The following is a 20,542-nucleotide window of genomic DNA, read 5'->3' as shown; positions in this document are numbered from 1 at the left end:
CGGACCCTCGGACCTGGGGGAGCCGGGCCCGGGGCCTGCGGGACGTGGGGTTACGGGTGTTGTCGGAGGCCGGGGCGGAGCCCCCACGCGGCGGAGCCGCAAATCGGATACAGCGGGAAGGGGCCGGGGGGACAAGGCACGCCGTCGTACCGCACGTGCCGCGCGCTGTGCCTCGGTACGGCCGTACCGCAGGAGGCGAGGCCGTAGGGACGGGGCCGGGCCGTCGGGCCCGGGCGGAAGGTCAGGCGGGAGAGAAGAGGTGGTCGCTGATCAGACGGGCCGCGCCGGTGACCCCCGCGGCCGGGCCCAGTTCGCCCAGCACGATGGGAAGGTTGCCGGTGGCGAGCGGAAGGGACTGACGGTAGACCTGGGTGCGGATCGCGGCGAGGAGCGTGTGGCCGAGGCCGGTGACGCCGCCGCCGATCACCACAAGACCGGGGTTGAAGAAGCTGACGAGACCGGCGATGACCTGACCGGTGCGCATGCCGCCCTCGCGGATGAGTTCGAGGGCGGCAGCGTCCCCCGCGGAGGCCGCCGCCGCGACATCCGTGGCTGCGAGCTGCCCCACGGCTTCCAGCCGGGCGGCGAGTTCGACGGAGCGGCCGTCGAGCGCGGCGGCCTCGGCGTCGCGGGCGAGGGCCGCTCCGCCGAAGTACGCCTCCAGGCAGCCGTGGTTGCCGCAGGCGCAGGGGCGGCCGTCGGGCTCGGCCTGGATGTGCCCGATGTCGCCCGCGCTGCCGGTCGTACCGCGGTAGACCTCACCCGCGACCACGATCCCGCAGCCGATCCCGGTGCCGATCTTGACGCAGAGGAAGTCCTTGACGGAACGGGCGACTCCGGCGTGCTGCTCCCCCATGGCCATGAGGTTCACATCGTTGTCGACCATGACGGGGCAGCCCAGTTCCTGGCTGAGTGCCTCCCGTACGGGGAAGCCGTCCCAGCCCGGCATGATGGGTGGTGCGACGGGCACGCCCTCGGGGTAACGGACCGGGCCCGGCACGCCGATGCCCGCGCCGTCGAACCCCTCCGCCACGCCGGAGGCGCGGAGCTTGGCGGCCATGGCGAGGACCTGTTCGAACACCGCGACCGGGCCCTCGCGGACATCCATGGGCTGGGTGAGGTGGCCGAGAATCTCCAGTTCCGCGTTGGTCACGGCCACGTCGACGGACGTGGCGCCGATGTCGACGCCGAGCAGCCGGAGGGCGGGTGCGAGCCGTATGTTGTGCGAGCGGCGCCCGCCCCTTGAGGCGGCGAGTCCGTCGGCGATCACCAGTCCGGTCTCCAGCAACCGGTCGATCTCGACGGCCAGTTTGGAACGTGAGAGGTCGATCTGATCGCCCAGCTGAGCCCGGGAGTTGGGGCCGCCGTCGCGCAACAGGCGGAGCAGCCGGGCCTGATGCGCGTTCGCGGGTCGTGCCGTCATGCGCCTCACGCCGCCCCTCCCGCCGTCATCGGCATGCACATGGTCGGGCTTTCACGGGGAACGTAGCAGCGGTTGTCGGGAGTGGGAAGAACTTGCGCCGCAATCCATGCGGACTTTCTCCTGTGGAAGGACAAACTCACGGACAGGCAGGGGCGATTTCCCGTCAGCGCCGCCGACTAGCATTCCCCCATGGAAATAGCCAGCTACATCACCATCGTCGCCGTCGTCCTGATGTACGGCGGCCTGGAGGCCCGCCTCAAGAAGATGGAGCGCCGGACCGCCCGGCTGGAGCGCAAGGCGGACCTGATCCTCGACCACCTGGGCATCCGTCAGGAGGAGCCGGGCATGGAGCGGGTGACCGCCCTGCTGCGCGAGAACAAGAAGATCCAGGCCATCAAGGAGTACCGCGAGATCACGGACGCGGACCTCAAGGAGGCCAAGGAGGCGGTCGACCGCATGGACGGCACCCGCGGCTGAAAGCCGACGGACACGACCGGCGGTCAGTCGTGGGGGCGCTCGTGGTAGCTGTGGCGCGTGTGCTCCGTATGCGCGCGCATGATCTCCGTCGCGCGCCGCTCGTCGCGCGCGGCGATGGCGTCGATCAGCTCGCGGTGCTCGGTCCAGGACTGCTTGCCGCGCTGCCGGGCCACCGGGGTGTAGTACCAGCGGACCCGGCGGTGCACCTGGGCGGCGAGGTCCGCCAGCACCGCGTTCCCGGCGAGCGCCATGACCGTGGCGTGGAATTCGGCGTTCGCGGCCACCGCGCCGTCCACGTCGTCGTTCAGGACGGCCCGCTCGCCGGTAGCGCACACCTCCTCCAGCGCCGCGACCCCCTCCGGACCGGCGCCCGCGGCGGCCAGCCGCGCGGCCTCGGCCTCCAGCAGGGTGCGGACGGTGAGGAGCTGATCGGCCTCCTCCTCGGTGGGCTCGTGGACGAACGCGCCCTGCGCCGGGCGCAGATCGACCCATCCCTCGGTGTTGAGCCGCTGAAGCGCCTCGCGCACCGGCTGCCGGGAGACGCCGAGGTGGCCCGCCAGCTCGCTCTCGACGAGGTGCTGGCCGGGGCGGAGGGCACGGGTGGTGATGAGTTCGAGCAGCGCCTCGTAGACGCGCTCGCGCAGCGGCCCGGGCCGCTCCAGCCTCGGCACCGCGCCCTGCGGCAGCCCCTTGGACAGCATCGCGCCCCCTGTGGATGGCATCGACCGGATTCCCGGATTGGTTATTGTCTACAGTTTACGCATACCGAGGGCTACGGTCCCGGGCCCGCGTACAGGACAATGAGACCTCCCCGCACGCACGGGACCCCGCACGGGACCACGTAGAGACCACGCACAGAACCGGGACTGATCGACATGGGACGGGTCACTGAGCGACGCCGCGTCATCCGCATACGGGACGGGGCGGTGAGCACCCGCCCGGACACCCTGGTGGCCGAGGAGCCGCTGGAGATCCGGTTGAACGGGCGGCCGCTGGCGATCACGATGCGCACACCGGGCGACGACTTCGCGCTCGCCGCCGGTTTCCTGGTGAGCGAGGGGGTGCTCGGCAGCGCGGACGAACTGGCGAACATCGTCTACTGCGCGGGCGCGACCGAGGACGGCTCCAACACCTACAACGTGGTGGACGTGAGGCTCGCGCCGGGTGTGCCCGTCCCCGACATCACCCTCGAACGCAACGTCTACACGACCTCCTCCTGCGGGCTGTGCGGCAAGGCCAGCCTGGACGCCGTCCGCACCACGGCCCGCTGGAAGCTGGACGAGCCGGACGAGCGGCACGCCCCCGTCCGCATCACCCCGGAGACCCTGTCCTCCCTGCCCGACCGGCTGCGCGCCGCCCAGCGCGTCTTCGACCGCACCGGTGGACTGCACGCGGCGGCGCTGTTCACGCCGGAGGGCGAGCTGCTGGACGTACGGGAGGACGTGGGCCGCCACAACGCGGTGGACAAGCTGGTCGGGCGGGCGGTCCAGCAGGGGCTGCTGCCGCTGTCCGGGGCCGTGCTGCTGGTGTCGGGCCGGGCCTCCTTCGAGCTGGCGCAGAAGGCGGTCATGGCGGGGATACCGGTGCTGGCGGCGGTCTCGGCACCGTCCTCGCTGGCCGTGGACCTGGCGGACGAGACGGGGCTCACGCTGGTCGGCTTCCTGCGCGGCGCGTCGATGAACGTGTACGCGGGCGAGCACCGCCTCGCCCTGCCGACGGCGGTCGGCGGATCCGCGGCCTGAGGCACTCCCCCTGCCCCCGCTGCTCCCGCTGTCCCTCGAAAGAGTTATTGACCGATCGTTCTGGTTGGCTGCTAGGGTTTTCCCATGGCCAGGACGAAGGAGTTCGATCCGGAGGCCGCGCTGCAATCAGCTCTCGAGCTGTTCTGGCGGCGCGGCTATGAAGCGACCTCGATGGCGGACCTCGTCGAGCATCTCGGCATCGGTCGCGCCAGCATCTACGCGACCTTCGGAAACAAGCACGAGCTGTACCTGAAGGCCATGGACCGCTATGCGGAGACCCGCGACCCGTCACTGGTGGCCGAGTTGTCCCAGCCGGGCCCCGCGCTGCCCGCGGTGCGGGCGCTGGTGCACCGCTTCGCCGAGGAGGCCGCGTCCCCGGAGAAGCGCCTGGCGGGCTGCCTGGTCACCAACACCGCGGCCGAACTGGCCCCGCACGACCCGGTGGTAGCCCGCCGGGTGGAGGTGAGCTGGGACCATGTGGAGACCCCGCTGTATGTCGCGCTGATACGAGCCCAGGCCCAGGGGGAGCTTCCCGAGGACCGCGACCCCCGCGCGCTGTCACGGATGCTGTTCGTCCTGCTCCAGGGGCTGCGAGTGGTGGGCAAGGCGTCGGACGACCCGGCCCGGGTGCGGGACGCGGCGAAGCAGGCCCTGGCCCTGCTGGACTGAGCCCCACCCGGACGGCACGTCCCCTCACCACCACCTTCCCTGCCCTTTCACGCCCTCATATTGAACCGATCGGTCAAATATCCTCACCGCACAAGGAGTCACACAGTGAACCGCTTCACCGGAAAGACCGCCCTCGTCACCGGCGCGGGCTCCGGCCTCGGCCGGGCCATCGCGCTCGCCTTCGCCGCCGAAGGCGCGTCCGTCGTGGCCGCGGGGCGCACCGCGGCCACGCTGGCCGAGACGGTCCGCCTCGTCGAATCCACCGGTGGCCGGGCCGCCGCCGTCACCGCCGATGTCACCGACTCCGGCCGGTTGCGGGATCTGGTGCGCGAGGCCGTCAGCCGCTTCGGCGGACTGGACATCGCGGTCAACAACGCCGGGATCATGCGCGGCCGGGGGCCGGTCGGCGAGATCGAGGAGGAGGACTGGGACGCGGTGCTGCGCACCAATGTCACCGGCGTCTGGCTGGCCATGAAGCACCAGATCGCGCACATGAAGGAGAACGGCGGCGGGGTCATCGTCAACGTCTCGTCCAACCTCGGCGCCCACCTCCGGGTTCCGGGCCTCGGGGCGTACAGCGCCTCGAAGGCGGCGGTCTCCACGCTGACCCGGGCCGCCGCGCTCGACCACATCCACCAGGGCATCCGGATCAACGCGGTGAGCCCCGGCGCCTCCGACGGCCCCATGTCACTGCTGCCCGGCGAGACCGAGGCCGGCCGCGCCGAGCGGATGAAGACGCAGACCCCGCTGGGGCGGCTCGCGGAGGCGGACGAGATCGCGGCGGCGGTGCTCTATCTCGCCTCCCCGGCGGCGGGCTCGGTGGTCGGCACCGACCTGGTCGTGGACAGTGGCTCCGCGGCCTGACGGTCCGGATGCCGCCGTGGCGTGGGGCTGCCCCCACCCTCGCCCGGGGGCCGTCACCATGGTCCCGGTCCCCTCGCCCCGGCAGCCTGGGGCGACATGAGCCGACGTCACAGCCCTACGAGAACGGCCCGTTTACGCCTCGCCGCGGCCGCCACAGCGGCAGCCGCCCTCCTCGTCGGTGCCGCCGCCGTCCCGGCCGCCACGGCCGATCACCGCGCCGCACCCACCGCGTCCACCTCGTCCTCCCCGCTCACCCCGGAAGAGCTGCGCCACCGGGTGAATCGGATCCTCCGCGACGCCGGGTACACCGGCATCACGGTGGAGGTGCGGGACGGCCGCCGCCGGATCCGCGCACGGGCGGGCGAGGCCGAGCGGAACACCGGCCGCCCCATGCCGTACGGGGCGAACTACCGGGCCGCGAGCGTCACCAAGACGTTCACCGCCACCGTGGTACTGCAACTGGTCGCCGAGGGACGGCTGTCGCTGAGCGATCCGGTCGAGAAGTGGCTGCCGGGCGTGGTGAGCGGCAACGGCAACGACGGCAGCCGGATCACCATCCGCAATCTGCTCCAGCACACCAGCGGCATCTACCGCTACGACCCCACGGAGGAGACCGGGGACACCGCCGCCGCCTTCGAGCAGAACCGGTACCGCCACATCGCCCCCGAGGAGATCGTCGCCGGAGCGATGAAGCACCGGCCCGACTTTCCGCCCGCCGCCGAGGACGACCCGGATCCACGGTGGAACTACTCCAACCCCGGCTACCTCCTCGCCGGAATGATCATCGAGAAGGCCACCGGGCACCCCTGGGCCGAGGAGGTCCGCGACCGGATCGTCCGCCCGCTGCACCTGACCGGTACGTACGCGCCCGGCGACGACCCGCGTCTGTACGGCCCGCACGCGCACACCTATCACCGCTTCCCCGGCTCGCCCGAGTGGACCGACACCACCCTCCGCAATGTGAACTGGGCGGGTTCCGCGGGCGCCCTGATCAGCACCGACCGCGATCTGGACCGCTTCTACAGCGCACTGCTGGGCGGCAGGCTGCTGCCACCGGCACAGCTCGCCGAGATGCGTCGCACCGTCCGGGTCAACGCGGCCTACGAGATGGCCTTCCCCGGGATGCGCTACGGCCTCGGGCTGGCACAGCAGCCGCTGACCTGCGGCGGATCCCGCTGGGGCCACGGCGGCGACCTCGACGGCGGCTCGGTCAGGACCGCCACGGACGGGCACGGGCGGCGCACGGTCGTGATCATGACCACGGGTTCGACGTCCGACGACGAACAGCTCCTCGCGGCCGAGCGCGCCGTCCAGGCGCTGCTGGACGAGGTGATGTGCGCGCGTAAACCCTGACGCCGGGGCAGAAGCCCCCGCTACTCCTCCCGGCACGGCTCGTCGGGCTCGGCCACCCGCCGCAGCAGCGCCATCAGCTGCTCGCGCTCGGCCGCGCTCAGCCCCGCCGTCAGCTCGTCGTTGGCCTCGTCGCCGAGCTGCCGGGTACGCACCAGCCGCCGTTCGCCCTCCTCCGAGATGGCGATCGCGTTCTTCCGGCGGTCGCGCGGATCGGGGCTGCGGCTGACCAGGCCCTCCCGCTCCAGGTCGCCGACGATCCCCACCATGTCCTTGGGGTCGATGGCGAGGCTGCGCCCCAGCTCCGCCTGGGACACCGGCCCCAGCTCCGCGACGGCGGACAGCACCGCGTGATGCATCATCCGCATCCCCTCCCGGGCCAGCGCCTCCGCCACCAGACGGTGCCCACGGGCGGCGGCGCGGCCCAGGAGCCAGCTGGGCAGGGAGCGGATGCGGGCGGGGGCGAACGGGGTCTCGGGCATGGCCTCAGCCTACCCGCACATCATTGGGAGACCCAACGTTGGCAATTCCAACGATTCCCGCTACCGTTGGGCCGCCCAATGAATCCAGCACCCCGGGAGGCCCCATGCGCCGCGTCCGTTTCCACGCCCACGGCGGCCCGGACGTCCTCCGCCTCGAAGAGGCCGACCCGCCCGTACCCGGCCCCGGCGAGCTGCTGATCCGCACCGAGGCGATCGGCGTGGCCCTGCCCGGCGTCCGCCGCGTCCGGGACACCGGCACACCGCTGCCCGGGGTACTCGGCGGCGATGTCGCGGGCCGGGTGGCCGCGCTCGGCGACGGCGTCACCGGCTTCGCCGTCGGCGACCGGGTGGCCGCGATCTCGTTCGCGGATTCCTACGCGGACCTCACCACCGCCCCCGCCTTCACCGCCTCGCCCGTCCCGGACGGCGCGACCGCCGTGGAGGCCGTCGCCCTCGTCCGCGGCGGCCATGTCGCCCTCGCCGCCCTCACGACCGCCGCACCCTCCCCCGCCGAATCGCTGCTGATCACGGGCGCCGCGAGCGGTGTCGGTCATCTGGCGGTCCAACTGGCCCGCATCCAGGGGGTCCGCCGCGTCGTCGCAGCCGCCGGTTCCCCGGCGAAGGCCGCGTTCCTGCGCGGCCTCGGCACGGACGAGGTGGTGGCGTACGGGGACGAATCCTGGGGCGATCCTGTCGACGCCGTGCTCGACGGCGTCGGTGGCGACCTCCTCCCCCGCGCCCTCGCGGCCCTCGCCCCGTCCGGTCGGCTGGTCTTCTTCAACTCCGGCGGCGGCACCGTCCCCGCACACGCCCTGCTCTCCGGCTCGTCCACCATCACCGGCCTGAGCATGACTCACTTCTCCCGGACACGGCCCGAGTTGTACGCCCGGCACGGCCAGGAGCTGTGGCGGCTGTTCGCCGAGGGCCGGCTGCGCCCCGCCGTGCACGCCGAGATACCGCTCGACCAGGCCCCGAAGGCGCACCACATCATCGAGTCCCGCACCAGCGAGGGAAAGGTCGTCCTCATCCCCTGACGCACGGTCCTTGTTTCAACGGGTCGCAAAGCGGGACACTTCTGCGACAGTCTCCATGGGACATGGGATGTCGTGATGTCTTGATGTCCAGATGGCTCTGAAGGGCAGGTCGTGACCATGGCGTCAGATCCCCGCACACGCCCCCGGACCAGACGTTGGCGGCGCCGCGCCGCGGTGCTTCTCGCCGCCGCGGCGCTGGCCCTGACACCGCTTCCGGCGCGGGCCGCGGACAGCGGCTCCTCGGACTTCGACCAGCAGATCCTCTTCAAGTCAGCCCAGGACACCGGGTACTTCTGCTTCCGGATCCCCGCGATCGTCAAGTCCAAGGACGGCACCCTGCTCGCCTTCGCCGAGGGCCGCAAGGACAACTGCGGCGACGCCGGGGACATCGACCTGGTGCTCAAGCGCTCCACCGACGGGGGCCGCACCTGGGGCCCGTTACAGGTGGTCAACGAGGGCGGCGGCGACACCCATGGCAACCCGGCGCCCGTGGTGGACACGCGCACCGGCCGGATCCTGCTGGCCAGCACGTACAACACCGGCCGGGACGACTCCCAGAGCTGCGATGTGCCGTGCGACCGCACCCCGCACCTCCAGTACAGCGACGACGACGGCGCCACCTGGTCCACGCCGCGAGATCTGAGCCCCACGCTGCTGCCGCCGTCGTGGAACTCCTGGTACGCCACCGGCCCGGTGCACGGCATCCAGCTGAAGCACGGGCGGCACAAGGGGCGGCTGCTGTTCACCGTCAACACCGAGAGCCACGACGGCACCCGCATCACCGCCAACCACGCGGCGCTCGCCTACAGCGACGACGGCGGCAGGCGCTGGAAGATCGGCGCGGTGGACTCGTACCCGATAGCGCAGGACGGGACGTTCCGTCAGAAGCCGTCGGAGATGACGCTGGTGGAGCGGGCCGACGGCTCGGTGTACGTCAATGGGCGCGAGCAGGACGGCACCGACCTCGGCCACCGCGACTACGCCGTCAGCCGCGACGGCGGCGAGAGCTTCGCCGCGCCCTTCCGCGCCATCCCCGACCTGTCCACGCCGATGGTGCAGGGCTCGGTCCTGCGGCTGCGCGACGCGGGGCCCGATGGTCCCGGGCGGCTGCTGTTCTCGGCGCCCGCCGACCCCGACCGGCGCCGCACCATGATGATCCGCTCCTCCTGGGACGAGGCCCGCAGCTGGGAGGGGACCGACCGCGGCAAGGTCGTCACCACCGACTGGTCCGGCTACTCCGACATGGCCCTGATCTCGCCCGGCACGGTCGGGCTGATGTACGAGGGCGGCGCGGTGGACGCCCGCGACGAGATCCGCTTCGCCCGCTTCACCGAGGACTGGCTCGGCCCGCGCGCCGCCCCGTCCCCGGTCACGGACGACCGCGCGCCGCGGGCCCGCCCCGCGACCGTCCTCGGCGGCGCCACCGGGACCGAGGGCCGCTTCGGCGGGGCGCTCGCGTTCGACGGTACGGACGACGCCGTACGCCTCCCCTACCGCTCGTCGCTGCCGCTCGGCACCCGGGACTTCACCATCAGCCTGTGGTTCCGCTACTCCGCCGCCTCCGGGCAGCATCCGTTCCTCTGGATGGGCGGCATCGGCAGCAAGCAGGCGCAGGTCTGGGTGCGCGGTGAGCCATCGTCAAACCGGGTCCGCGCCCTGATGACCACCGTCAGCGGCCCGGCCACCTACACCTCGGCCTCGGTCGCCACCACCGCCGCCCACAACGACGGCGCATGGCACCACCTGGCCCTCACCCGCACCGACGGCCGCCTCACCCTCACGGTGGACGGCACCGCTCCGGCCTCCGCGCCCGACGCGCCCGGCACCATCAGCCGCTCCTCCCCCTTCGCCCTCCATCTCGGCGAGGCGGTCGACGGCCGCTCCCGGATGACGGGCGCCCTGGACGAGGTCCGCGTCTACGCCCGGGCGCTGACCGACACCGAACTCCGGCGGGTCCGCGAGTTCAACGCCCCGGTCGAGGCGAAGTCCGCCACGGCCCAGCTCCCTCTGGACCGCGTCCACTCACCCCGCTGACGCCTCACTCGGCGAGCCCGCGGCGCGGGCGGCGTGCGCCTCACGCCGCCCGCGCCGCCATGCGAGCGCCAGCCCGGCCGCGGAGATCAGCGCGGGGACGGCCAGCATCACCGTCAGGCTCGCGACCCAGCCCGCGTTCAGCCGCGAGGTCGTCCCGCTGTGGAACATGCAGGTCGCCTGCGGCGGGAACAGGGTGTAGTCCAGCGTCTTCGGCGGATAGCTCCCCCACTCCCCGCCCGCCGAACAGGCCGAGGACGGGCCGGTGAGCAGCGGCCAGGCCGCCAGGCCGTACACCAGGGCGAAGAAGGAGCCGGTGACGAAGAAGGCCGTCCCCGTACGGCGCAGCCGCTCCGTACGGGAGATCTGGAGGCCGGTCCCGGCGGGCAGTTCGACGCATTCGGCCAGCAGCGCCAGCACCACGCACAGCACGAGCCCCACCAACGCGCACCAGACCACCGCGCCCAGCACCCCGGTGCCGCCCGCGGAGACCTCTCCGCCCTCGTACTCGCAGATGACGGCCGGGGGAAACGCCTGGCGACGGACGTCCAGCAGCCGCCCGGGGCCCGTCACCATGCCGTGGCCGCAGCGCTCGTCGAATTCGAGGGAGCCGACCCCGGCCAGGGTGAGTGACCCGAACAGCACGAGGGACAGCACACCGGCCCCGGCCCATAAGCGCCCCGTACGAAAGGCGCCATGGGTAAGAGTGTTCGACATGTGGGGAGATTAGCGGAGCTGCCGGAAGAATCGCTCAGCGACTCATGGCCGAGGACTGCGGCGCCTCCGACTGCAACGCCTCGGGGGCGGATTCCGGGGCGGGCTCCGATGCGGGTTCCGGGGCGCGGGACGCGAAGCGGCGGGCCAGGACGGCGCACACCATCAGCTGCATCTGGTGGAACAGCATCAGCGGCAGGACCGCCAGGCTCGCCTGGGCGCCGAAGATGACGCTGGCCATGGGCAGCCCCGCGGCCAGGCTCTTCTTGGAGCCAGCGAAGGTGATCGTGATGCGGTCCTCGCGCGGGAAGCCCAGCTTCCGGGAGCCGTACGTGGTCAGCGTGAGCATGAGCGCGAGCAGCACCGCCTCCACCGCCAGCAGGATCGCCAGCCGGACCGGGGTGATCTGGTGCCAGATGCCCCGGTTCATGCCCTCGCTGAACGCCGCGTAGACGACGAGCAGGACCGAGCCGCGGTCGACCAGGCGCAGCACCGCGCGGTGGCGGGCGATGAAGCCGCCGATCCAGCGGCGGAGGAACTGACCGGCCAGGAAGGGGGCCAGCAGTTGCAGCGCGATCTCGACCATCGAGTCGGCGGAGAACCCGCCGCCACCGCTGCCGAGGAGCAGCGCGGCCAGGACCGGGGTGACGACGATGCCGATCAGACTGGAGAAGGAGCCCGCGCAGATCGCGGCGGCGACGTTGCCCCGGGCGAGCGAGGTGAAGGCGATCGAGGACTGGACCGTGGAGGGCACCAGGCACAGAAAGAGGAGCCCGGTGTAGAGGGGCTGGGTGAGGACGTGAGGCACCAGGCCGCGGGCGGCCAGGCCGAGCGCGGGGAAGATGACGAAGGTGCAGGCCAGCACGGTCAGATGGAGCCGCCAGTGGCGTACTCCGTCCAGCGCCTCGCGGGTGGAGAGCCGGGCGCCGTAGAGGAAGAAGAGGAAGGCGACCGCGACGGTGGTGGCCCCGTCCGTCACGGTGGCGGCCCGGCCGCTGACCGGGAGCAGCGCGGCGAAGGCGACGGTGCCGACCAGGGCGAGGATGAAGCCGTCCAGCGGCAGCCAGGAGGGGAGCTTGATCGAGCGGAGCGGATGGTGCGGGCGGTGCGGGCGGTGCATGAACTCTCTTTCTCGGTGCCGTGGGCCCCGGCGTGCGGACGGGGCCCTCTCCAGAGTGCCCGCGGCCGGGCCCATCGGGAATCCCGCATACCGCACTGACTGCTATCGCGTTCCGTGATGACCCCTGCCTACAGTGGATGGGTGTTCGACCCCGCCCAGCTCCGTACGTTTCTCGCCGTCGCGCAGACCCTGAGCTTCACCCAGGCCGCGCACCGCCTCGGGGTGCGCCAGTCCACCGTGAGCCAGCACGTCCGCAGGCTGGAGGAGGCGGCCGGGCGGCAGCTGTTCAGCCGGGACACCCACGGGGTGGAGCTGACCGAGGACGGCGAGGCGATGCTCGGGTTCGCGCGGTCGATCCTGGAGGCGAATGAGCGGGCGGCGAGCTGGTTCCGGGGCACCAGGCTGCGCGGGCGGCTGCGGTTCGGGGCGTCGGAGGACTTCGTGGTGACCCGGCTGCCGGAGATCCTGAAGGGGTTCCGCCGCGACCACCCCGAGGTGGATCTGGAGCTGACGGTCGAGCTGTCGGGCACCCTGCACCAGCAGCTGGAGGCGGGGAAGCTGGATCTGGTGCTGGCCAAGCGGTCCGAGGAGCGGCCGCAGGGGCAGCTGGTGTGGCGGGACCGGCTGGTGTGGATCGGCGCGGAGGGGCTGCGGCTGGACCCCGGCCGCCCGCTGCCGCTGATCGTCTTCCCACCGCCCGGGCTGACCCGGGCCCGGGCGCTGGACGTGCTGGAGCGGCACGGCACACCATGGCGGATCGTGTGCACGAGCGGCAGCCTCAACGGGCTGGTCGCGGCGGCGCGCGCGGGGCTCGGAGTGATGGCGCACACCGACGGCCTGATTCCGCCGGGCCTGGTGCCGGTGCCGGAGCGGGCCGGGCTGCCGGAGCTGGGGCCGGTGGACTTCGTCCTGCTGTACGGGGAGCGGCGGCGGGACACCGCGACCCGGGCCGCGGCGGAGCGGCTGGCGGAAGCGATCATGGCCGGGCCGGTGCCATGGCCTGCACCACGGCCCGCGCCGTGACCTGCGCCACGACCGCGCCGTCAGCTGTGCGGTCATCGGAGAGATTCCGTGCAGAAAGTCGTCACATATCAGCCACACATGCGGGGCATAGGGGCAGAGTGAGCACAAACCGGCCGCCACAGTGACCGTTTGACACCCTTTCACCTCACTGTCCAGCACACATTCCACTCATTACCCGACGAAACACCTCTCCCGTCCGGGGCACCGGATCGGGTACGGTCGCGGCGCTGTGCGGAGCGGCTTCAAGGAGCAGGTATTGCGCGAGTTCACCGTCCCCCCGTTGGCGTCGGCGCCCCAGGCCGGAGGACTGGCGGATGCCGTCTTCGAGCATGCGGAGTCCGATCCTGGTCGGGTGGCGCTGGCGCGCAAGACACCCGACGGCCGCTGGGAGGACGTGACCTCGGCCCAGTTCCGGGACGAGGTGGTGGCGCTCGCCAAGGGGCTGCTGGCCCAGGGCGTCCGGTTCGGCGACCGGGTCGGCATCATGTGCCCCACCCGCTACGAGTGGACGCTGTTCGACTTCGCGCTGTGGACCGTGGGCGCGCAGAGCGTGCCGCTGTACCCGACCTCCTCCGCCGAGCAGGTCTTCTGGATGCTGCACGACTCGTCCGTCTCGGCGTGCGTGGTCGAGCACGAGGACCACGCCATGACGGTCGGCTCGGTGGTCGGCCGGCTGCCGTACCTCAAGCGGTTGTGGCAGCTGGACGCCGGGGCGCTGGAGCAGCTGCTCGTCGACGGCGAGTCCATCGACGACGACCTGGTCGACCGGCACCGGCTGGCGATGACCCCGGAGCAGACCGCGACCATCATCTACACCTCGGGCACCACCGGCCGTCCCAAGGGCTGTGTGATCAGCCACGCCAATCTGATGGCCGAGTGTGACAACGTCGTCGAGCGGTACGAGGACGCCTTCCACTCCAAGCGCGGCGACGAGGCCGCCACCCTGCTCTTCCTCCCCCTCGCGCACGTCTTCGGCCGGATGGTGCAGGTCGCCGCGATCCGCGGCCGGGTCAAGCTCGGCCACCAGCCGAAGCTGGCGGCGTCCGCGCTCCTGCCGGACCTCCAGTCCTTCAAGCCGACGTTCATCCTCGCCGTGCCGTACATCTTCGAGAAGGTGTTCTCCTCGGCGCGGCGCAAGGCGGAGGCGGACGGCAGGTCGGGGCCGTTCGAGAAGGCGGTCGACGTCGCGGTGCGGTACGCGGAGGCGGTGGAGGAGAAGGCGTTCGGCCTCGGCACCGGCCCCAGCGCCTCGCTGCGGATGCAGCACCAGTTCTTCGACAAGCTCGTGTACAGCAAGGTGCGCGGCGCGATGGGCGGCAGGGTCCGGCACGGGATGTCGGGCGGCTCGGCCATGGAGCGGCGGCTGGGGCTGTTCTTCCGGGGCGCGGGCGTGACCGTGTACGAGGGGTACGGACTCACCGAGTCGACCGCGGCCGCCTCCGCCAACCCGCCCGAGCGGACCCGCTACGGCACGGTCGGCCAGCCGATCCCCGGCACCACCGTGTACATCGCCGACGACGGCGAGATCTGGCTGCGCGGCGGCCAGATCTTCAACGGCTACCTCAATGACCCGAAGGCGACCGACGCCATCCTGCGCGACGGCTGGCTGGCCACCGGCGACCTGGGCACGCTGGACGACGACGGCTATCTGACGATCACCGGGCGGAAGAAGGAGATCCTGGTGACCTCCGGTGGCAAGACCGTCTCACCGGTGGGTCTTGAGGACCGGGTGCGGGGGCATCCGCTGGTGGCCCAGTGCATCGTGGTCGGCAACGACCGCCCGTATGTCGCGGCCCTGGTCACCCTGGACCCGGAGGCCGTCTCGCACTGGCTGACGATGCGCGGCAAACCGACGATGGCGGCGAACGAGCTGGTGCGGGACCCGGATCTGGAGACCGAGATCCGGCGGGCGGTGGTCGCGGCGAACACCACGGTCTCGCAGGCCGAGTCGATTCGTACCTTCCGCATACTTGCCGCGCAGTTCTCGGAGGAGCATGGTCTCTTGACACCGTCCCTGAAGCTGAAGCGGAAGGCGATCGAACAGGCATACGCCGTCGAGGTCGAGGCGCTGTACCGGACCTAGCCGCAATACGCCCGCCTCGGCGTCGTACGCCACGCCTCACGCGTCGTAACGCCACACCGAGGCGTCGTACGGGACGTGCGCACTCCCTGGGAATCACCGAGCCGCGAAGGGGGCACGAAATGATCGACGTCATTCTCCCCGCACTTCCCGAGCGCGAACTGACCCTGGTCTCCGAGGAGACTCCCCAGGCCCCGGCGCTGACCGGGCACATCACCCTGGGTGGTCCCGTGTCCGTCCCGGTCACGCCCGAGCTGGTCGCCGGGGCCCCGGAACTGCTGGCCTTCCTGGAGGCCGAGGCGCACACCGCCGCCTACCATCTGCTGCACTGCGCGATCAGCTGCGCCGAGGACGCGCCGGAACCGGCGCTGCACACGGTCAACCTCGATCTGACCCTGTCGGTCCCCGAAGCGGAGGCGGGTCCCGCCTTCCGTCCTGTCGCCTGGTCCATGGCCCCGCATCAGCTCACTGACGCCACCGACGCCTCGGACGCGTCCGCGCCCGTCCGGCTCGGACCCCGGCTGGGGCTCCGGGACGACCACCACGCGCCACCGCCCGGCGAGCGGGTCTGTCTGGAGGCGCGGCGGGAGCTGCGCTCCGACCCCGGCTGGGAGATCCGCCGCACCGGCGCGGTCCGCATCGGCGGTACGTACCGGCTGGTCATGGTGGTGCGGGCACCGCGAGGTACGGTGAGCCTGGCGGCGGTCGCGGTGGGCGCGACGGTACGCGAGGGGCACGCCCCGCACCGTTTCCGCGCGGAGATCCCGCATCCGGTACGGCTCCCGGACCGGGAATGCGTGGCGCCCGGTGACCGTTGACGCCAGAAGTATCTGTACGCATTCCGACGTAAGGATCGACGGCTCGTGAGCAAGGTCCCCTTCATCACCCTCAACAACGGCGTCCGGATCCCGCAGCTCGGCTTCGGCGTCTGGCAGATACCGGACGACGAGGCACAGGTGGCGGTGCGCAACGCACTGGACGCCGGATACCGCCACATCGACACCGCGGCCATCTACGGCAACGAGGAGGGCACGGGGAAGGCGCTCGCCGCGTCGGGCATCGCGCGTGACGAGCTGTTCGTCACCACGAAGCTCTGGAACTCCGAGCAGGGCTACGACTCGACGCTCCGCGCCTTCGACACCTCGCTGACCAAGCTCGGCCTGGAGTACGTGGACCTCTACCTGATCCACTGGCCGCTGCCCGAGGTCGACAAGTACGTGGACACCTGGAAGGCGTTCGAGAAGATCTACGCCGACGGCCGCGCCAAGGCCATCGGGCTGTCCAACTTCCACCCCGCCCACACCCAGCGGCTGCTGTCCGAGGGCTCGGTCACCCCGGTGATCGACCAGGTCGAGCTGCACCCGCAGCTCCAGCAGTCGGAGCTGCGCGCCTTCAACACCCGCCACAACATCGCCACCGAGGCCTGGTCGCCGCTCGGCCAGGGCAAGGGCCTGCTGGAGGACCCGAAGCTCGGCGAGATCGCCGCGAAGCACGGGAAGAGCCCGGCGCAGGTCGTGCTGCGCTGGCACCTCGACCTGGGGAACGTGGTCATCCCGAAGTCCGTGACCCCGTCCCGGATCAAGGAGAACATCGACGTCTTCGACTTCGAGCTGGACTCCGACGACCTGTCCGCCATCGGCGCCCTGGACTCGGGCAACCGCCTGGGCCCGAACCCGGACACCTTCAACCTGACCCAGGTCTGATCACGGCCTGACACCCGCCCCCACGCCGCCCCGTCGCGCATCGCGCGGCGGGGCGGCGTCATGCCCGCGCCCGACGGGGCGAGCGCTCCCCTGCCACCGCAATTACGCTTGGCGCTCAGAAAGATACGCAGCGTGACACGCGACAGGAGAACGCATTATGCGCCGCAGACGCCGTCATGGCCTTGAGTTCACCACCGGCTGCACCGTCGCCCTGGCCGCCCTGTTCCTCACCGGTGCGGGCATACCCCCCGCCGCCGCCGACCCGGTCCCGTCGGCCGCTTCCCACCGGGAGGTCCCGCCCGAGGTGCTCGCCGCCATGCAGCGCGACCTGGGCCTGACGGCCGACGAGGCGCGGACCCGGATCTCCAACGAATACAAGGCCGGACAGGCCGAACCCGGCTGGCGCAAGAACCTCGGCAGCAGCTACGCGGGCACCTGGGTGACCGGGAACACCGCCGAAGTCACCGTCGGCACCACCGACCAGGCGCAGAGCGGCGCCATCGCCGCCTCCGGCGCCAAGGCCACCGTCGTCGGCCACAGTCTGGCGCAGCTGAACTCCGCGATGGACGCGCTGGACCGGACGGCCAAGGAGCGCCCCCCGTCCGCCACCACCGTCTCCCTCTGGTACGTGGACGTGAAGAGCAACAGCGTCGTCGTCCAGTCGGCCCAGCCCGCCGCGGCCCAGGGGTTCATCGACGCCACCGGTGTCGACCCCGGCATGGTGCGGGTCGTGAAGTCGGCCGAGCGGCCCGCTCCCCTCTATGACCTGCGGGGCGGCGAGGCGTACTACATCAACAACACCGCCCGCTGCTCGATCGGCTTCTCCGTCACCCAGAACAGCCAGGCCGGTTTCGTCACCGCCGGGCACTGCGGCGACCAGGGCGACACCACCGCCGGCTTCAACCGGGTCGCGCAGGGCACCTTCCAGGGCTCGGTGTTCCCCGGCAACGACTACGCCTGGGTGGCCACCAACGCCGACTGGACGCCCACCCCCCTGGTGATCGGCCCCAACTCCACCACCGTCACGGTCACCGGCTCCCAGCAGGCCCCGGTCGGCTCGTCCGTCTGCCGCTCGGGCTCCACCACCGGCTGGCACTGCGGCACGATCCAGCAGCACAACACCAGCGTGGTCTACCCGCAGGGCACCATCCGCGGCGTGACCCGCACCAGCGTGTGCGCCGAGCCCGGCGACTCGGGCGGCTCGTTCGTCTCCGGCACCGAGGCGCAGGGCGTCCTCTCCGGCGGCTCGGGCAACTGCACCGTCGGCGGTACGACGTACTACCAGCCGGTGAACCCGATCCTCAGCGCCTACGGGCTCACCCTCACCACCGGCTGACGACTCCCCTCACTCCGGACGGGCCGCCGCGTGAATGGTGTGCGCGGTCAGCAGGAACACATCCGGCCGCCGCATGATCCCGGCCTCGTCATCCGGGTCGAGCAGCCGGTCCAGCGCGGCGAGGTCGCCGCCGTCGAGACGGTCGGCGGCGCCCTCGCGCCAACGGTCCAGCTCGGTCCGCAGGAACTCGCGTGCCGTGGGGTCCAGTGGCGCGGGCAGGTCCAGCAGGAAGCTGCGGCTGGCGGCGCCGGTCAGACCGGCCTCCGTGAGCAGCCCCGGCCAGTGCTCCACGGTCTCCGTCGCGCCCGGCAGCTCCGCGCGCATCTCGGCGAACCGCTCCGCCTGGACGGCGTCGAGCCGGGCCAGCAGATCGGGACGGCCGAGGCCCGCGTCCCGCGGCAGGAAGCGGGGCGACAGCCCGCCCTCCCCGACCGCCAGCAGCCCACCGGGACGCAGCACGGCGGCGAGCCTGCGCAGCGCGTCGAGCTGATCACCCACATGGTGCACGGCCCGGGTCGACCAGATGAGATCCGCGGTACCGAGGGTGGCCGGGTCCAGACCGTCCGGCATCTCGGCGGTCAGCGTGGTGACGCGGTCGGCGAGCCCGAGCCGGGCGGCGCGCTCCCGGGCCCGCTCCAGCAGGGCGGGCGTACCGTCCACGGCCACGACCTCGGCGTCCGGGAACGCCCGCGCGAGGAGGCAGGTCACCACGCCGGGGCCGCTGCCCACGTCGAGGACGCGACGTACGGGGACGTCGGCCGCGGCGAACCGCTCGCGCAGCCAGGCGGTGGCCTGTTCGTAGATGGGGGCGTGCACTTCGGCGCCCCGTTCGAGTACCGGGGCGAGGGCGTCCCAGTCGGGCTGATGGCCGTCGCCATGGGCGTGGTGGGCGTGGTCGTGTGCGCCGTGGTGGGCGTGGTCGTGTGCGCTCATGGCCGTGAGCCTCCTCGCGCCGGGGCCGCTTTGCCAAACTTCCTTGCCGTAACGGCAAATTCGCCGGTCCCCGCACTCATGTTGACCAATCCGCACCCGCCCGGGCGACGAATGAGATACGACGACTGCGTGGTGTCGTCATGCTCATCCGGAAGGACGGCTAGTGAGAGAGCCCGTGTTCATCGGTGGACCGGCCCCCAGGGGCCCCAGCCTCGAGGAGTTGCTCGGATTGGTGGCCCGGGGAGATCAGAACGCCTTCGCTGCGCTCTACGACGCCGTGAGCGGGTCCGTCCTCGGGCTGACCCGCAGTCTGCTGCGCGACCCCGCCCAGGCGGAGGAGGTCACCCAGGAGGTGCTGGTCGAGGTGTGGCGGAGCGCGGCCCGGTTCGAGCCCGCCCGGGGCAGCGCCATGGCGTGGATCATGACGCTCGCCCACCGGCGCGCCGTCGACCGCGTACGGTCCGCGCAGTCCGCGTCGGACCGCGAGGAGCGCGCCGCGCTGCTGAACCGCACCCCGGCCTTCGACGAGGTGACCGAGCAGGTGGAGGCCAGGCTGGAGCGCGAACAGGTGCGCCGCTGCATGCAGGGGCTCACCGAGCTCCAGCGGCAGTCCGTGACCCTCGCCTACTACCGCGGCCGCACCTACCGGGAGGTGGCGGAGCTGCTCCAGCTGCCGCTCGGCACGGTGAAGACCAGACTTCGGGACGGACTCATCCGGCTTCGCGACTGCATGGGGGTCGGGGCATGACCAGAGCGGACCGAGCGGATCTGCACACGCTGACCGGCGCGTACGCGGTGTACGCCCTCTCCGGGCGGGAGCTGCTGGCCTTCGAACGGCATCTGGCCGACTGCGAGGCATGCGCCCAGGAGGTACGGGAGCTGCGGGCCACCGCCGCCAAGCTGGGCATGGCCACCTCGCTGACGCCGTCGCCGGTGCTCAAGGACGATGTGATGCGGCGCATCGCCACGGTGCGTCAGGACCCGCCGCGGGTGGCGAGGGGCGAACCGGAGTTCTCCGGCGGCGGCGCCGCGCCCCGGCGCTCCTCGCGCGGCGGCCGCTGGCAGAACTTCGCGCTCGCGGCGTGTCTCGCCGGGGCGGTGGCGCTGGGCGGCGTCGCGTTCTGGCAGAACCAGCAGGCGTCCGACGCGCGCGATACGGCCCGCAGCTCCGAACAGCAGGTGGCGCGGGTCGAGGCGGTCGCCGAGGTGCTGGCCGCCCCGGACGCCCACAGCCGCAACGCCAAGCTGACCAACGGGGCCACCGGCACGGTCGTGGTCTCGCACGCGCTGGACAAGGCCGCCTTCCTCGCCTCCGGCCTGCCGAAGCCGCCCGACGGGCGGGTGTACCAGCTGTGGTTCAGCGACGGGGGCACCATGCGGTCGGCCGGGCTCATGGACTCCGCCGACACCGGGACCGGCGGCGGCACGGCCGCCCTGCTGAGCGGTGCGGTCGGAAAGGCGTCCGGCGTGGGCGTGACGGTCGAGCCCGCCGGGGGCTCCAAGACGCCCACCACCGATCCGATCGGGCTGATGTCGCTCCCGGCGGGGTGAGGGCGGCCGG

20 protein-coding genes are annotated in these 20,542 nt (G+C 72.0%); 14 read left to right on the top strand and 6 right to left on the bottom strand.

Features of this window, described 5'->3' with window-relative positions:
- Positions 1-241: 241 nt before the first annotated feature.
- Positions 242-1,423, bottom strand: coding sequence for an ROK family protein (locus tag ACH4TL_RS06955; protein ID WP_398310743.1), 1,182 nt, complete (start codon positions 1,421-1,423; stop codon positions 242-244).
- 189 nt (positions 1,424-1,612) lie between these two features.
- Here ACH4TL_RS06955 and ACH4TL_RS06950 point away from each other — a divergent pair, with 189 nt between their 5' ends.
- The gene (locus ACH4TL_RS06950; RefSeq protein ID WP_398310746.1) at positions 1,613-1,900 is read left to right on the top strand and encodes a ribosomal protein L7/L12; all 288 of its coding nucleotides are present in this window, start codon (positions 1,613-1,615) and stop codon (positions 1,898-1,900) included.
- Positions 1,901-1,923: 23 nt separating this feature from the next.
- Here the strand turns inward: ACH4TL_RS06950 and ACH4TL_RS06945 are convergent, their stop codons facing one another.
- Entirely contained in the window at positions 1,924-2,601 is a 678-nt protein-coding gene (locus tag ACH4TL_RS06945) for a GntR family transcriptional regulator (protein WP_398311607.1), read from the bottom strand.
- A 174-nt stretch (positions 2,602-2,775) separates the two neighbouring features.
- On the opposite strand from ACH4TL_RS06945, the gene fdhD reads away from it, so the two are divergent.
- From fdhD to ACH4TL_RS06925, 4 genes are all read left to right on the top strand, one after another.
- Positions 2,776-3,642: a formate dehydrogenase accessory sulfurtransferase FdhD gene (gene fdhD, locus ACH4TL_RS06940; protein WP_398310749.1), complete on the top strand. Its 867-nt coding sequence runs from the start codon at positions 2,776-2,778 to the stop codon at positions 3,640-3,642.
- An 84-nt stretch (positions 3,643-3,726) separates the two neighbouring features.
- The gene (locus tag ACH4TL_RS06935; protein WP_398310752.1) at positions 3,727-4,311 is read left to right on the top strand and encodes a TetR/AcrR family transcriptional regulator; all 585 of its coding nucleotides are present in this window, start codon (positions 3,727-3,729) and stop codon (positions 4,309-4,311) included.
- A 105-nt stretch (positions 4,312-4,416) separates the two neighbouring features.
- Positions 4,417-5,175 carry an SDR family NAD(P)-dependent oxidoreductase gene (locus ACH4TL_RS06930; protein WP_398310755.1) on the top strand — a complete coding sequence of 253 codons (759 nt, stop codon included), beginning with the start codon at positions 4,417-4,419 and terminating at the stop codon, positions 5,173-5,175.
- A 96-nt stretch (positions 5,176-5,271) separates the two neighbouring features.
- On the top strand, positions 5,272-6,528 hold the full coding sequence (locus ACH4TL_RS06925) for a serine hydrolase domain-containing protein (RefSeq protein WP_398310758.1): 1,257 nt from the start codon (positions 5,272-5,274) through the stop codon (positions 6,526-6,528).
- A 20-nt stretch (positions 6,529-6,548) separates the two neighbouring features.
- Here ACH4TL_RS06925 and ACH4TL_RS06920 read toward each other — a convergent pair whose 3' ends face one another.
- Positions 6,549-7,007, bottom strand: coding sequence for a MarR family winged helix-turn-helix transcriptional regulator (locus ACH4TL_RS06920; protein WP_398310761.1), 459 nt, complete (start codon positions 7,005-7,007; stop codon positions 6,549-6,551).
- A 104-nt stretch (positions 7,008-7,111) separates the two neighbouring features.
- Between ACH4TL_RS06920 and ACH4TL_RS06915 the strand changes: the two genes are divergently transcribed.
- Both ACH4TL_RS06915 and ACH4TL_RS06910 read left to right on the top strand, forming a co-directional pair.
- The gene (locus ACH4TL_RS06915; RefSeq protein WP_398310764.1) at positions 7,112-8,041 is read left to right on the top strand and encodes a zinc-binding alcohol dehydrogenase family protein; all 930 of its coding nucleotides are present in this window, start codon (positions 7,112-7,114) and stop codon (positions 8,039-8,041) included.
- Positions 8,042-8,158: 117 nt separating this feature from the next.
- Positions 8,159-10,075 carry an exo-alpha-sialidase gene (locus ACH4TL_RS06910; RefSeq protein WP_398310767.1) on the top strand — a complete coding sequence of 639 codons (1,917 nt, stop codon included), beginning with the start codon at positions 8,159-8,161 and terminating at the stop codon, positions 10,073-10,075.
- Here the strand turns inward: ACH4TL_RS06910 and ACH4TL_RS06905 are convergent.
- Positions 10,064-10,789 carry a hypothetical protein gene (locus tag ACH4TL_RS06905; protein ID WP_398310770.1) on the bottom strand — a complete coding sequence of 242 codons (726 nt, stop codon included), beginning with the start codon at positions 10,787-10,789 and terminating at the stop codon, positions 10,064-10,066. The two genes, ACH4TL_RS06910 and ACH4TL_RS06905, sit on opposite strands and share 12 nt — an antisense overlap.
- Before the next feature lie 34 nt (positions 10,790-10,823).
- On the bottom strand, positions 10,824-11,906 hold the full coding sequence (locus tag ACH4TL_RS06900) for a bile acid:sodium symporter family protein (protein WP_398310773.1): 1,083 nt from the start codon (positions 11,904-11,906) through the stop codon (positions 10,824-10,826).
- A gap of 141 nt (positions 11,907-12,047) precedes the next feature.
- On the opposite strand from ACH4TL_RS06900, the gene ACH4TL_RS06895 reads away from it, so the two are divergent.
- From ACH4TL_RS06895 to ACH4TL_RS06875, 5 genes are all read left to right on the top strand, one after another.
- Positions 12,048-12,929, top strand: a complete 882-nt coding sequence (locus tag ACH4TL_RS06895; RefSeq protein ID WP_398310776.1) for a LysR substrate-binding domain-containing protein — start codon at positions 12,048-12,050, stop codon at positions 12,927-12,929.
- Positions 12,930-13,185: 256 nt separating this feature from the next.
- Positions 13,186-15,012 carry an AMP-dependent synthetase/ligase gene (locus ACH4TL_RS06890; RefSeq protein ID WP_398310779.1) on the top strand — a complete coding sequence of 609 codons (1,827 nt, stop codon included), beginning with the start codon at positions 13,186-13,188 and terminating at the stop codon, positions 15,010-15,012.
- Positions 15,013-15,131: 119 nt separating this feature from the next.
- Positions 15,132-15,827: a hypothetical protein gene (locus tag ACH4TL_RS06885; RefSeq protein ID WP_398310782.1), complete on the top strand. Its 696-nt coding sequence runs from the start codon at positions 15,132-15,134 to the stop codon at positions 15,825-15,827.
- Between the two features lie 45 nt (positions 15,828-15,872).
- The gene (locus tag ACH4TL_RS06880; protein ID WP_398310785.1) at positions 15,873-16,712 is read left to right on the top strand and encodes an aldo/keto reductase; all 840 of its coding nucleotides are present in this window, start codon (positions 15,873-15,875) and stop codon (positions 16,710-16,712) included.
- A gap of 157 nt (positions 16,713-16,869) precedes the next feature.
- Positions 16,870-18,048, top strand: a complete 1,179-nt coding sequence (locus ACH4TL_RS06875; RefSeq protein WP_398310788.1) for a S1 family peptidase — start codon at positions 16,870-16,872, stop codon at positions 18,046-18,048.
- 9 nt (positions 18,049-18,057) lie between these two features.
- Here ACH4TL_RS06875 and ACH4TL_RS06870 read toward each other — a convergent pair whose 3' ends face one another.
- Positions 18,058-18,981, bottom strand: a complete 924-nt coding sequence (locus ACH4TL_RS06870) for a class I SAM-dependent methyltransferase (protein WP_398310791.1) — start codon at positions 18,979-18,981, stop codon at positions 18,058-18,060.
- Positions 18,982-19,144: 163 nt separating this feature from the next.
- Between ACH4TL_RS06870 and ACH4TL_RS06865 the strand changes: the two genes are divergently transcribed.
- Both ACH4TL_RS06865 and ACH4TL_RS06860 read left to right on the top strand, forming a co-directional pair.
- Positions 19,145-19,729: a sigma-70 family RNA polymerase sigma factor gene (locus ACH4TL_RS06865; protein WP_398310794.1), complete on the top strand. Its 585-nt coding sequence runs from the start codon at positions 19,145-19,147 to the stop codon at positions 19,727-19,729.
- The gene (locus ACH4TL_RS06860; RefSeq protein WP_398310797.1) at positions 19,726-20,532 is read left to right on the top strand and encodes an anti-sigma factor domain-containing protein; all 807 of its coding nucleotides are present in this window, start codon (positions 19,726-19,728) and stop codon (positions 20,530-20,532) included. Before ACH4TL_RS06865 ends, ACH4TL_RS06860 begins: the two co-directional genes overlap by 4 nt.
- Positions 20,533-20,542 lie beyond the last annotated feature (10 nt).

Source organism: Streptomyces sp. NPDC021115, assembly GCF_044333065.1.
Lineage (GTDB): Bacteria > Actinomycetota > Actinomycetes > Streptomycetales > Streptomycetaceae > Streptomyces.
The sequence above is the reverse complement of the archived record's forward strand: the minus strand, read 5'-3'. Positions and strand labels throughout refer to the sequence as shown.